Annotated in this window: 12 protein-coding genes; 11 read left to right on the top strand and 1 reads right to left on the bottom strand. The window is 73.9% G+C overall.

Going from position 1 to position 12,772, the window contains the following annotated elements:
- The first annotated feature begins 162 nt into the window (after positions 1–162).
- From IE172_RS27775 to IE172_RS27750, 6 genes are all read left to right on the top strand, one after another.
- The gene (locus tag IE172_RS27775) at positions 163–486 is read left to right on the top strand and encodes an integration host factor (RefSeq protein WP_003977346.1); all 324 of its coding nucleotides are present in this window, start codon (positions 163–165) and stop codon (positions 484–486) included.
- A gap of 60 nt (positions 487–546) precedes the next feature.
- Positions 547–1,140: a guanylate kinase gene (gene gmk, locus IE172_RS27770; protein WP_190100064.1), complete on the top strand. Its 594-nt coding sequence runs from the start codon at positions 547–549 to the stop codon at positions 1,138–1,140.
- 62 nt (positions 1,141–1,202) lie between these two features.
- Positions 1,203–1,475, top strand: a complete 273-nt coding sequence (gene rpoZ, locus IE172_RS27765) for a DNA-directed RNA polymerase subunit omega (RefSeq protein WP_004933985.1) — start codon at positions 1,203–1,205, stop codon at positions 1,473–1,475.
- Positions 1,476–1,597: 122 nt separating this feature from the next.
- Positions 1,598–2,800 carry a bifunctional phosphopantothenoylcysteine decarboxylase/phosphopantothenate--cysteine ligase CoaBC gene (gene coaBC, locus IE172_RS27760; RefSeq protein ID WP_190100063.1) on the top strand — a complete coding sequence of 401 codons (1,203 nt, stop codon included), beginning with the start codon at positions 1,598–1,600 and terminating at the stop codon, positions 2,798–2,800.
- A gap of 238 nt (positions 2,801–3,038) precedes the next feature.
- The gene (gene metK, locus IE172_RS27755) at positions 3,039–4,247 is read left to right on the top strand and encodes a methionine adenosyltransferase (protein ID WP_190100062.1); all 1,209 of its coding nucleotides are present in this window, start codon (positions 3,039–3,041) and stop codon (positions 4,245–4,247) included.
- Between the two features lie 190 nt (positions 4,248–4,437).
- Positions 4,438–6,585 (top strand): primosomal protein N', encoded by a 2,148-nt coding sequence (locus tag IE172_RS27750; RefSeq protein WP_190100061.1) that lies wholly within the window; start codon positions 4,438–4,440, stop codon positions 6,583–6,585.
- A gap of 136 nt (positions 6,586–6,721) precedes the next feature.
- On the opposite strand, the gene IE172_RS27745 is transcribed toward IE172_RS27750, so the two are convergent.
- Positions 6,722–7,285, bottom strand: a complete 564-nt coding sequence (locus tag IE172_RS27745) for a hypothetical protein (protein ID WP_190100060.1) — start codon at positions 7,283–7,285, stop codon at positions 6,722–6,724.
- Between the two features lie 331 nt (positions 7,286–7,616).
- On the opposite strand from IE172_RS27745, the gene fmt reads away from it, so the two are divergent.
- The 5 genes from fmt to IE172_RS27720 all read left to right on the top strand — a co-directional run bounded on the left by fmt (position 7,617) and on the right by IE172_RS27720 (position 12,739).
- Positions 7,617–8,549, top strand: a complete 933-nt coding sequence (gene fmt, locus IE172_RS27740; protein ID WP_190100059.1) for a methionyl-tRNA formyltransferase — start codon at positions 7,617–7,619, stop codon at positions 8,547–8,549.
- 67 nt (positions 8,550–8,616) lie between these two features.
- Positions 8,617–10,035: an RsmB/NOP family class I SAM-dependent RNA methyltransferase gene (locus tag IE172_RS27735; protein ID WP_190100058.1), complete on the top strand. Its 1,419-nt coding sequence runs from the start codon at positions 8,617–8,619 to the stop codon at positions 10,033–10,035.
- Positions 10,036–10,485: 450 nt separating this feature from the next.
- A complete protein-coding gene (rpe, locus tag IE172_RS27730) occupies positions 10,486–11,172 on the top strand; it encodes a ribulose-phosphate 3-epimerase (RefSeq protein WP_190100057.1) in 687 nt (228 codons plus the stop codon).
- Positions 11,173–11,250: 78 nt separating this feature from the next.
- Positions 11,251–12,303 (top strand): sugar-binding transcriptional regulator, encoded by a 1,053-nt coding sequence (locus tag IE172_RS27725; RefSeq protein WP_190100056.1) that lies wholly within the window; start codon positions 11,251–11,253, stop codon positions 12,301–12,303.
- 142 nt (positions 12,304–12,445) lie between these two features.
- Positions 12,446–12,739: a barstar family protein gene (locus tag IE172_RS27720; RefSeq protein WP_229886490.1), complete on the top strand. Its 294-nt coding sequence runs from the start codon at positions 12,446–12,448 to the stop codon at positions 12,737–12,739.
- The last annotated feature ends 33 nt before the right edge of the window (positions 12,740–12,772 follow it).

The following is a 12,772-nucleotide window of genomic DNA, read 5'->3' as shown; positions in this document are numbered from 1 at the left end:
CCAGGACTTTTCCGCAGTTCTCGCTGACTCAGGCGGACTTGGCCGCTAGTCTCCGACGGAGAGTGAACGGGCGACGCCGTCGTCCGTGACTCCCCAGGTGTGGGGCGACCAGGTTCCTCACCGGTCCGTATCCGACAGTTCGACATCCGAGGTGACGTAGGCGTGGCTCTTCCGCCCCTTACCCCTGAACAGCGCGCAGCCGCGCTCGAAAAGGCCGCCGCGGCTCGCCGGGAGCGGGCCGAGGTCAAGAATCGACTCAAGCACTCCGGCGCCTCCCTGCACGAGGTCATCAAGCAGGGCCAGGAGAACGACGTCATCGGCAAGATGAAGGTCTCCGCCCTGCTGGAGTCCCTGCCGGGCGTGGGCAAGGTCCGCGCCAAGCAGATCATGGAGCGACTGGGCATCTCCGAGAGCCGCCGCGTGCGTGGTCTCGGGTCCAACCAGATCGCCTCCCTGGAGCGCGAGTTCGGCAGCACCGGCTCCTGAGTACCGGGCCGTCCGGGACCGGCGTCCCGGACACTCCGGGATTGCTGGAATAATCGCCGCATGGCTGCAACACCCCGGGGGACGTCCCCCGTACCCCCGGACGTACGTCCGCGGCTGACCGTGCTCTCCGGCCCCTCAGGGGTCGGCAAGAGCACGGTCGTCGCTCATATGCGCAAGGAACACCCCGAGGTCTGGCTCTCCGTCTCGGCGACGACACGCAAGCCCCGCCCCGGTGAGCAGCACGGCGTCCACTACTTCTTCGTCAGCGACGACGAGATGGACAAGCTGATCGCCAACGGTGAGCTGCTGGAGTGGGCCGAGTTCGCGGGCAACCGCTACGGCACGCCCCGCGCGGCGGTGCTGGAGCACCTGGAGGCGGGTGTGCCCGTGCTGCTGGAGATCGACCTCCAGGGCGCGCGGCAGGTCCGCGAGTCCATGGCCGAGGCGCAGCTGGTGTTCCTGGCTCCTCCCTCCTGGGAGGAGCTCGTACGCAGGCTCACGGGCCGCGGCACGGAGTCGGCCGAGGTCATCGAGCGCCGGCTCGCGGCCGCGAAGACCGAACTGGCCGCGGAACCGGAGTTCGACACCAGCCTGGTCAACACCTCCGTCCAGGACGTCGCGCGCGAGCTGCTAGCCTTGATGAACGTCGTGTGATCGTGAGCAATCGTTCACCGGTCGGATCGACTGAATCTTTCCCATCCATCGGAAGGTAGAGCGTGTCCTCTTCCATCTCCGCGCCCGAGGGCATCATCAACCCGCCGATCGACGAGCTCCTCGAGGCCACGGACTCGAAGTACAGCCTCGTGATCTACGCGGCCAAGCGGGCCCGCCAGATCAACGCGTACTACTCGCAGCTCGGCGAGGGCCTGCTCGAGTACGTCGGCCCCCTCGTCGACACCCACGTCCACGAGAAGCCGCTCTCGATCGCCCTGCGCGAGATCAACGCGGGACTGCTGACCTCCGAGGCCGTCGAAGGCCCCGGTCAGTAACCGGTCAGTCAGTCGTATCAGCGGTTTGCAGCTGACTTTTCCACAGGCCCGGCGGCCCGTCTGCCGGGCCTGTGGTGTCTGATGGTGGCGGTCGCACATTTTCCGAGGTACGGGGAGAGACGGTGGACAAGCCCAAGGTCGTTCTGGGGGTCAGCGGCGGCATCGCCGCGTACAAGGCCTGTGAGCTGCTCCGGCGGCTGACGGAGTCGGGACACGACGTACGGGTCGTGCCCACCGCCTCCGCGCTGCACTTCGTCGGCGCCGCCACCTGGTCCGCGCTCTCCGGCCACCCGGTCTCCACCGAGGTCTGGGACGACGTCCACGAGGTGCCGCACGTCCGCATCGGACAGCACGCCGACCTGGTGGTCGTCGCCCCGGCCACGGCCGACACGCTCGCCAGGGCCGCCCACGGCCTGGCCGACGACCTGCTCACCAACACCCTGCTCACCGCCCGCTGCCCGGTGGTCTTCGCCCCCGCCATGCACACCGAGATGTGGGAGCACCCGGCCACCCGGGACAACGTGGCGACCCTGCGCGCCCGGGGCGCCGTCGTCATCGAACCGGCCGTCGGCCGTCTCACCGGCGCCGACACCGGCAAGGGCCGCCTCCCCGACCCCGGCGAGATCTTCGAGGTGTGCCGCCGGGTCCTGGCCCGCGGTGTCACCGCGCCCGACCTCGCCGGCCGGCACGTCGTCGTCACCGCCGGAGGCACCCGCGAGCCCCTCGACCCCGTCCGCTTCCTCGGCAACCGCTCCTCCGGCAAGCAGGGCTACGCCCTGGCCCGCACCGCCGCCGCCCGGGGCGCCCGCGTGACGCTGATCTCGGCCAACGCCGCCCTGCCCGACCCCGCCGGGGTCGACGTCGTCGCCGTCGGGACCGCCGAGGACATGCGTGAGGCCGTCCTGCGCGCCGCCCCGGGCGCGGACGCGGTCGTCATGGCGGCGGCCGTCGCCGACTTCCGCCCGGCGGCCTACGCCACCGGAAAAATCAAGAAGAAGGACGGCCAGGAACCCGAGCCCGTCACCCTGGTGCGGAATCCGGACATCCTCGCGGAGATCTCCGGCGACCGGGTGCGGTCCGGACAGGTGATCGTGGGCTTCGCCGCCGAGACCGACGACGTCCTCGCCAACGGCCGGGCCAAGCTGAAGCGCAAGGGCTGCGACCTGCTGGTGGTGAACGAGGTGGGGGAGCGCAAGACCTTCGGCCTGGACGACAGCGAGGCCGTGGTCCTGGGCGCCGACGGTACCGAGACCCCCGTCCCGCACGGCCCCAAGGAGAACGTGGCCGAAACCGTCTGGGACCTGGTCGCCGAACGCCTCGGATGAGTGGTCGATATCGTCTCCGGCCTCACCGAAACCCCCCACACCGGGGCGTGGTACCTCTGGCGAACATCGCCCCGCCCGGGGAGAATGCCCGTGCCGCAGGTCACAGCGCTCTCGCGAGGCGAGACAGGGGGACCCGTGGCGAAGCGCGACCGATAAACTGTTCCATCGACGGCGTCGGGTGCAGCCCCCGCCGTTCGCCAACGATCAGCCAGCAGCCGCTGCAACCCCAGGGAGCGTTGTGTCCCGTCGTCTGTTCACCTCGGAGTCCGTGACCGAAGGTCACCCCGACAAGATCGCTGACCAGATCAGCGACACCATCCTCGACGCACTGCTCCGCGAGGACCCGACCTCCCGGGTCGCCGTCGAGACCCTGATCACCACCGGCCTGGTGCACGTGGCCGGAGAGGTGACCACCAAGACGTACGCGGACATCGCGACGCTGGTGCGCAACAAGATCCTGGAGATCGGCTACGACTCCTCGAAGAAGGGCTTCGACGGCGCCTCCTGCGGCGTCTCGGTGTCGATCGGCGCGCAGTCCCCGGACATCGCCCAGGGCGTCGACACCGCGTACGAGTCCCGTGTCGAGGGGGACGACGACGAGCTGGACCGGCAGGGCGCCGGCGACCAGGGCCTGATGTTCGGCTACGCGACGGACGAGACCCCGACGCTGATGCCGCTGCCGGTCTTCCTCGCCCACCGCCTGTCCAAGCGCCTGTCCGACGTGCGCAAGAACGGGACCATCCCCTACCTGCGCCCCGACGGCAAGACCCAGGTCACCATCGAGTACGACGGCGACAAGGCGGTCCGCCTGGACACCGTGGTCGTGTCCTCCCAGCACGCCTCGGACATCGACCTGGAGTCGCTGCTCGCCCCCGACATCCGCGAGTTCGTCGTGGAGCCGGAGCTGAAGGCGCTCCTCGACGAGGGCATCAAGCTTGAGACCGAGCAGTACCGGCTGCTGGTCAACCCCACCGGCCGGTTCGAGATCGGCGGTCCGATGGGTGACGCCGGCCTGACCGGACGCAAGATCATCATCGACACCTACGGCGGCATGGCCCGCCACGGCGGCGGCGCGTTCTCCGGCAAGGACCCCTCCAAGGTGGACCGCTCCGCCGCGTACGCGATGCGCTGGGTCGCCAAGAACGTGGTGGCGGCCGGTCTGGCCGCGCGCTGCGAGGTGCAGGTGGCCTACGCGATCGGCAAGGCCGAGCCGGTCGGCCTGTTCGTGGAGACCTTCGGCACCGCCAAGGTCGAGACCGAGAAGATCGAGCGGGCCATCGACGAGGTCTTCGACCTCCGCCCGGCCGCGATCATCCGCGACCTGGACCTGCTGCGCCCGATCTACGCCCAGACCGCCGCCTACGGCCACTTCGGCCGTGAGCTGCCCGACTTCACCTGGGAGCGCACCGACCGCGTGGACGCCCTGCGTGAGGCGGCGGGACTGTAGGTCCCGCCCGCACTTCCTCCGAGGCCCGGCGCCCCTTCCCAGGGGTGCCGGGCCCCGGCGCGTCCGGCACCGCTCCAGCGACGGCTGCGGCTGCCTGCCCGGGGCACAGGCGCCGTCGTGCGTCCTCCGCGCCCGCGGGCCCACCCCGGGCCGGGCGCCGCTGTCAGTCGTGTTTGGTAAGAATGCATGCGTGAGCAGCGAGAACGGACGGCAGGACGGCGGTGCGGAGGGCGCGCCGCCCGAGCAGCTCGCGCTCATCCGGGAGAGCGTGCGCCAGGCCAGGACCCCCCGGGCCAAACCGCGCACCTGGCGCGGCGCCGCGCTGGCGAAGGAGCTGCCCGTCGCCCGTGTACTCGTCGACAAGGGGGTGCTCCACCTCGACCGCTACTTCGACTACGCCGTGCCCGAGGAGCTGGACGCCGACGCCCAGCCGGGCGTGCGGGTGCGGGTGCGGTTCGGTGCCGGGCGGCACCGGGTGCGCGAGGGCCGGCGCGAGGGCGGCGGACTGATCGACGGGTTCCTCGTCGAGCGGCTCGCCGCATCCGACTACTCGGGCCCCCTGGCCGCCCTGGCCCAGGTCGTCTCGCCCGAGCGGGTGCTCGACGAGGAGCTGCTGGGTCTCGCCCGAGCGGTCGCCGACCGCTACGCGGGCAGCCTCGCCGACGTCCTCCAGCTCGCCGTGCCGCCGCGCAACGCCCGCGCCGAGCGGCGTGCCTCGCCCGCGCCGCTGCCTCCGCCCGAGGCGCCCGTACCCGGCTCCTGGGAGCGTTACGAGCAGGGGCCCGCCTTCCTGGCGGCACTGGCCTCCGGAGGCGCCCCACGCGCCGTGTGGAACGCGCTGCCCGGCCCCCTGTGGAGCGAGGAGCTGGCCCGGGCCGTCGCGGCGACCCTGGCCTCCGGACGAGGCGCGCTGGCCGTCCTGCCGGACGGCCGGGCCGTGGCCCGCGCCGACGCCGCGCTCACCGCGCTGCTGGGGGAGGGGCGGCACGCGGTCCTCACCGCCGACGCGGGTCCGGAGAAGCGCTACGCGCAGTGGCTCGCGGTCCGGCGGGGATCCGTACGGGCCGTGATCGGGACGCGGGCCGCGATGTTCGCGCCGGTACGCGATCTCGGACTGGTCGCGGTCTGGGACGACGGCGACGACAGCCACAGTGAGCAGCACGCCCCGCAGCCGCACGCCCGTGAGGTCCTGGAGCTGAGGGCCGCGCAGGACGGGTGCGGCTTCCTGCTGGGCGGCTGGAGCTGCACCGTGGAGGCCGCCCAGCTCGTCGACACCGGCTGGGCGCGTCCGCTGGTCGCCACGAGGGAGCGGGTCCGGGCCGCCGCGCCGCTAATGCGGACCGTGGGGGACCAGGACCTGGCGCGCGACGAGGCCGCCCGCGCGGCGCGGCTGCCGACGCTCGCCTGGCAGGCCGTCAGGGAGGGACTGCGGCACGGGCCGGTGCTGGTCCAGGTCCCACGGCGGGGGTACGTGCCGCGGATGGCGTGCGCGAACTGCCGGACCCCGGCGCGCTGCCGGCACTGCTCCGGGCCGCTGGAGGCCCAGGACTCCGGCGACCTGCGGTGCGGTTGGTGCGGCCGCGAGGAGAGCGGCTGGCACTGCCCGGAGTGCGGCGGCTTCCGGCTGCGGGCGCAGGTGGTGGGGGCGCGGCGGACCGCGGAGGAGCTGGGCCGGGCCTTCCCCGCGGTGCCGGTGCGGACCTCGGGACGCGAGCACGTCCTGGACACGGTGCCGGGGGCGCCCGCGCTGGTGGTGAGCACGCCGGGCGCGGAACCGGTGGCCGAGGGCGGATACGCGGCGGCGCTGCTGCTGGACGGGTGGGCGATGCTGGGCCGGCCCGACCTGCGCTCCGACGAGGACGCGTTGCGCCGCTGGATCGGCGCGGCGGCGCTGGTCCGCCCGCAGCCGGAGGGCGGCACGGTGGTGGTGGTGGCGGAGCCGACGCTGCGGCCGGTGCAGGCGCTGGTGCGGTGGGATCCGGTCGGGCACGCGGTGCGGGAACTGGCCGAGCGCGGCGAACTGGGCTTCCCGCCGGTGTCGCGGATGGCGGCGGTGTCGGGGCCGGCCGAGGCGGTGGCCGGTTTCCTCCGCGCGGTGGACCTGCCGGCGCCGGCGGAGATCCTCGGCCCGGTGCCGCTGCCGGTCACCCCGGCCGGCCGGCCACGGCGCCCGGGCGCACCGCCGCCGGGGGAGCGGTGGGACCGGGCACTGGTCCGGGTGCCGCCCGGACACGGCGCCGCACTGGCGGCGGCCCTGAAGGCCGCCCAGGCGGCGCGCATGGCCCGGGGCGGGAACGACCCGGTGTGGGTGCGCATCGACCCGCTCGACATCGGCTGAGCGGACCGTGCGTGCCCCCGCTCGCGGAAGAGGTGGCGCGCATCGGTCGTCTTCGTATCCGAGCCTGAACTTTACGGAACAGACTGAAGCCCTCCCGGAGGCGGTGCGTCCGGGAGGGCGGGGGAGACGGGGCGGTTCAGCCGTTGCGCGGGGCGGGGAAGACGGTGGGCCGGGGCTCCTCGCGCAGGGCGGGGCTGCCGGCGGTGGGCTGCGTCGGCATGGCGCGCGCCGCGGGAACCGTCGGGACGGAGGTGACGCCGGCGCCCACATTGACCGTGCGGGTGCCCGGCGACTCCGGCGTCCGCTCGGCCTCGGCGGTGGCTGTGGCGGGGACGGCCGGTGTCCGGTCGGCGGCCCGGCGGGCACCGTAGCGGCGGTGCACCGCCTGCTTGGTGACTCCGAGCGCGGAGCCCACCGCGTCCCACGAGAAGCCGAGCGAGCGGTCGAAGTCGACGGCCGCCGTGACCAGGGTCTCGACGCTGTCCCGCAGCTCCTGGGCGAGACGGACCGTCGGTGCGGGGGCACGTCCGTAGACGACGAAGCCCGTGGAGGGACCGGAGCGGCGCGGGCGGTAGACGTTGCCCAGCTGGGCGGTGAGCGTGCGCAGTGCGTCCACCTGCCGCCGGACCCGCTCGATGTCCCGCACCAGCAAGTGCAGGCTGGCCCGAGCCTGGGCGTCGTGGGTTGCGTGGTCGGCCATGAACAAGCCTCTCGAACCGGCGTTGAAAGGAATGAGCCCGCTGCGGGCCCGTGGTCAACTCTTGTTTGACCAACGCGTGGGCGCTCCGCTGGTCACGGGGTGGGGGCGCGGCGGCATATGCGTACGCCCCCGCGGGGGCGCGTCCCCGCAGGTGGCCGCGGACGTGCTCCCGCCCGCGCGCCGCCCGTTTCCAGCAGGCCGGGAGCGGGCGTCTCCGCACGGGGCGCCCGCCCGGCACCGGGAACCCCGTCCCCGGGCGGGGTTCCCGGTGCCGGGTCATAGACTGGTGCGCTGCCCCAGCCGCCCCCGCCCGAGAGGCCCCCAGCACCCCATGAAGCTCGTCTTCGCCGGCACCCCCGAGGTAGCCGTTCCCGCACTGGACGCTCTTCTCGCCTCCGGGCGGCACGAGGTGGCCGCCGTCGTCACCCGGCCCGACGCGCCCGCCGGGCGTGGCCGCAGACTGGTCGCCTCGCCCGTCGCCGAGCGGGCCGAGGAGGCCGGCATCGAGGTGCTGAAGCCGGCCAGACCCCGGGACCCCGGCTTCCTGGAGCGGCTGACGGAGATCGCGCCGGACTGCTGCCCCGTCGTCGCCTACGGCGCCCTCCTGCCCAGGGCCGCCCTCGCCATCCCGGCCCGGGGCTGGGTCAACCTGCACTTCTCGCTGCTCCCCGCCTGGCGCGGCGCCGCACCCGTGCAGCACGCCATCATGGCCGGCGACGAGATCACCGGCGCCGCGACCTTCCTCATCGAGGAAGGCCTCGACTCGGGGCCCGTCTACGGCACCGTCACCGAGGAGATCCGCCCCACCGACACCAGCGGCGACCTGCTCACCCGGCTCGCCTTCGCCGGCGCCGGACTGCTCACCGCGACCATGGACGGCATCGAGGACGGCACCCTGAAGGCCGTACCGCAGCCCGCCGACGGCGTCAGCCTCGCCCCCAAGGTCACCGTGGAGGACGCCCGCGTCGACTGGAACACCCCGGCGCTGCGCGTCGACCGGGTGGTGCGCGGCTGCACCCCCGCACCCGGCGCCTGGACCACCTTCCGCGGCGAACGCCTCAAGATCGTCCAGGCCGCCCCCGTACCGGACGTCACCGGTCTCGCGCCCGGGCAGCTGTCCGCCGGCAAGAACACCGTGTACGTGGGGACCGGCTCGTACGCCGTGGAACTGCTGTGGGTGCAGGCCCAGGGCAAGAAGCCGATGCGGGCGGCCGACTGGGCGCGCGGGGTGCGGATCGGAGCCGGGGAGAGCGTCGGCGCCTGACGCCTCCGGGGAAGCCAGGACGTAGGCTTGGGCGCGCACTTCACCCCACATCCGGAGCACCTTTTTCGTGAGTGACCAGCCCCGTCGGCCCCGCAGGCCCGCCAAGCCCTACCGCCGGCCCAAGAAGGACCCCGTCCGCGTCCTCGCCTTCGAGGCCCTGCGGGCCGTGGACGAGCGGGACGCGTACGCCAACCTCGTCCTGCCCCCGCTGCTGCGCAAGGCGCGCGAGGACGGCGACTTCGACGCGAGGGACGCGGCCCTCGCCACCGAGCTGGTGTACGGCACCCTGCGCCGGCAGGGCACGTACGACGCGGTCATCGCGGCCTGCGTCGACCGGCCGCTGCGCGAGGTGGACCCGCCGGTGCTGGACGTGCTGAGCCTCGGCGCGCACCAGTTGCTCGGGACGCGGATCCCCACGCACGCCGCCGTGTCCGCCTCCGTCGAACTGGCCCGGGTGGTGCTCGGCGACGGGCGCGCCAAGTTCGTCAACGCCGTGCTGCGCAAGATCGCGCAGGACGACCTCGACGGCTGGCTGGAGCGGGTCGCCCCGCCCTACGACGAGGACCCGGAGGAGCACCTCGCCGTCGTGCACTCGCACCCCCGCTGGGTCGTCTCCGCACTGTGGGACTCCCTCGGCGGCGGGCGGGACGGCATCGAGGACCTGCTGCGGGCCGACAACGAGCGGCCGGAGGTGACCCTGGTCGCCCGTCCCGGCCGGGCGACCACCGCCGAACTGCTCGACGAGGAGGCCGCCGTCCCCGGCCGCTGGTCGCCCCACGCGGTGCGACTGGCCGAGGGCGGCGAGCCGGGCGCCATCGCGGCGGTCGCCGAGGGCCGGGCCGGTGTGCAGGACGAGGGCAGCCAGCTCGTGGCGCTCGCGCTGGCCAACACTCCCGTCGAGGGCCGTGACCGGATGTGGCTCGACGGGTGCGCCGGTCCGGGCGGCAAGGCCGCGCTGCTCGGGGCGCTCGCCGCCGAGCGCGGCGCCCTGCTGCTGGCCTCGGAGAAGCAGCCGCACCGGGCCGGGCTGGTGGCCAGGGCGCTCGCCGGCAACCCGGGCCCGTACCAGGTGGTCGCCGCCGACGGGACGCGCCCCCCGTGGCGGCCCGGCAGCTTCGACCGGGTGCTGGTCGACGTGCCGTGCACCGGGCTGGGCGCCCTGCGCCGCCGCCCCGAGGCGCGCTGGCGGCGCCGCCCGGACGACCTGGAGGGGTTCGCGCCGCTCCAGCGCGGGCTGCTGCGCACCGCCCTGGAGTCCGTGCGCGTCGGCGGTGTCGTCGGCTACGCCACCTGCTCGCCGCACCTCGCCGAGACCCGGGCGGTGGTCGCCGACCTCCTCAAGCAGTTCCCGGACACCGAGCTGATCGACGCCCGCCCGCTGCTGCCCGGGGTCCCGGACCTCGGCGAGGGCCCCGACGTGCAGCTCTGGCCCCATGTGCACGGCACCGACGCGATGTACCTGGCCCTGATCCGCCGGACCGGCTGACCTCGGCGGCCCGCGTGCCCGGGGACGCCCCCGGCATGCGGACCGGCCGCCCGTGGCGCGTGATGAGGCAGGCCGGACGGAGCACGTCGTGCGTCGGCGCTCGGGGCGGAGCGCTGAGGAACCTCGGGGGGCGTGCCGCCGCCCGGGGACGCGGGGCGAGCCGGGGCGCCCGCCGCGCGGCCCTCGCCGCCCCGGCGCGGACCCGCCTCCGGTGAGCAACCGGGCCCTGTGCCAGTGCCCCGGTGCCGGGAGCGAGATCAAGTGGACGGGTGCTCGCGGTCGCCGGGGTGCTTACCGGTCTCCCCTCAGTGAGCGCGCTGGACGCGGGGACGGGCTGTGCGAGGGGCCGGGCGGCTCCGGAGCCGGACGAAGGGGCGGACGGACGGTCTCGCCGCCGCCGGCAACGGAACCGCCACACGCAACCCCCGGGGGGCATGGCAGGCTTGGGGCATGGCCCCGCAGATCAACCCCAGCATCCTGTCCGCCGACTTCGCCCGCCTCGCGGACGAGGCGAAAGCGGTCCAGGGAGCCGACTGGCTCCACGTCGACGTGATGGACAACCACTTCGTCCCCAACCTCACGCTCGGCGTGCCGGTCGTGGAGTCGCTGGCCCGGGCCACGGACACGCCGCTGGACTGCCATCTGATGATCGATGCCCCCGACCGCTGGGCCCCGCAGTACGTGGAGGCCGGAGCCGGGTCGGTCACCTTCCACGTCGAGGCCGCCGCCGCACCCGTGCGGCTCGCGCGCGAGATCAGGGCCAAGGGCGCCCGCGCGTCCATGGCGCTCAAGCCCGCGACCCCCATCGAGCCGTACGAGGACCTGCTCCCCGAACTCGACATGCTGCTGATCATGACGGTTGAGCCCGGCTTCGGTGGGCAGGCGTTCCTCGACATCATGCTGCCGAAGATCCGCCGCACCCGTGAGCTGATCAGCAGGCACGGCCTGGAGCTCTGGCTCCAGGTCGACGGCGGAGTCTCGGCCTCCACCATCGAGCGGTGCGCCGACGCCGGCGCCGACGTCTTCGTCGCGGGATCCGCCGTGTACGGGGCGTCGGACCCGGCCGAGGCGGTACGTGCACTGCGCAACCAGGCGGAGGCCGCGACGGCCAAGGCCGCGTGGGCATGCGACCACTGAGCGTCAGATACGTGAACGGCGCCCAGCAGGGCTGATCGACCGCGCCGGATCTGCAAGGATGAACGGCGAATCCAGAGTGTGAACAGCAGTGAGGAGATCGCCGTGTCGGGTATGTCGGCGGGCCGGTCAGCCATGCGGATGGGACCCGCTGAGCTGGTGCAGGCGGCGGCCATGGCCCGCCGCTTCTACCTCGAGGGCAAATCCAAGATCCAGATCGCCGAGGAGTTCGGCGTCAGCCGCTTCAAGGTGGCCCGGGTCCTGGAGACCGCCCTCGAACGGGATCTCGTGCGGATCGAGATCCGCGTGCCGGCCGAGCTGGACGCCGAGCGCTCCGACGCGCTCCGCGCCCGCTACGGCCTCAGGCACGCCGTCGTGGTCGAGTCCCCGGCCGAGGCCGAGGAGACACCCGACCCCGAGAACCTGGGAGAGGTGGCCGCCGACCTGCTCGGCGAGCTGGTCAACGAAGGGGATGTGCTGGGTCTGGCCTGGGGCCGGTCCACCATCCACATGGCGGCGGCCTTGGACCGGCTGCCGCCCTGCACGGTCGTACAGCTCACGGGCGTGTACGACGCCGGGACCGCCGAGCGCGGTTCCGTGGAGGCCGTACGGCGCGCCGCGCAGGTGTCGGGCGGCGACGCCCACCCCATCTACGCGCCGATGCTGCTGCCCGACGAGGCCACCGCGCAGGCGCTGCGCCACCAGACGGGCATCGCGAGGGCCTTCGAGTACTTCGACAAGGTCACGGTCGCCTGTGTCTCCATCGGCTCCTGGGAGCCGGGCATCTCGACCGTGCACGACATGCTCAGCGACGAGGAGCGGGCCCACTACGCCTCCCTCGGAGTCGCCGCGGAGATGTCCGCGCACCTCTTCGACGCCGAGGGCCGTCGGGTCGGCCGGGACCTCGGAGAGCGCTGCATCACGGTCAAGACGGACCAGTTGCGCCGCGTCCCGGAGGTCGTCGCGATCGCGGGCGGGCAGCGCAAGGGCCCCGCGATCGACGCCGTTCTGCGCTCCGGCCTGGTCACCAGCCTGGTGACGGACACATCGGCCGCGGACTACCTCATGACGGCGGGACCGGCCCCGCGCTCCGCCCTCAACCGCGCCGACCCGGACGGCCCTGACGGCGGGTGACGCGGAAGCGGGCCTGGCGGCATCGGCCGCATGGTGCTGAGACGGGCCCTGCTCCCGCGTCTCGCGGCCTTCCTGCTCGTCCTGCCGGCCGGCTGCTCGTCCGCCGGTGGCCATGGCGCAGTGCCCGCGCGGGCCGGCGGGCATGCCCACCGTCCAGGAGGCCGATCCGCCCGCCGAGGCACGGCCCGACTGGTTCGGCCGCACCGGGGACGCCCTGGTGGACTGCCTCGCCGACCACACCGTACGGCCCGAGGGCGCGGTGGAGTGGGGGCTGCTGAGCGTCGTGCGCGACGGGCGGCCGTACGCGGCGGCCCGCCCCGGGGAGTGGGCGACCGCCACGGACGTGTGCGCCGGGGCCGCGGACCGCACCGCCTCCCCCACCGTGGCCCCCGCCCTTGGAGGAACCTCCGATCAGGGCGCTGACCAGCATGGATGATCCGACCGGGGAGGACGCCGGGATCGGCATGGG

Source organism: Streptomyces griseoflavus (assembly GCF_014649995.1).
GTDB classification, from domain to species: Bacteria; Actinomycetota; Actinomycetes; order Streptomycetales; family Streptomycetaceae; genus Streptomyces; species Streptomyces griseoflavus.
This window is presented reverse-complemented; position numbering and strand designations above follow the sequence as displayed.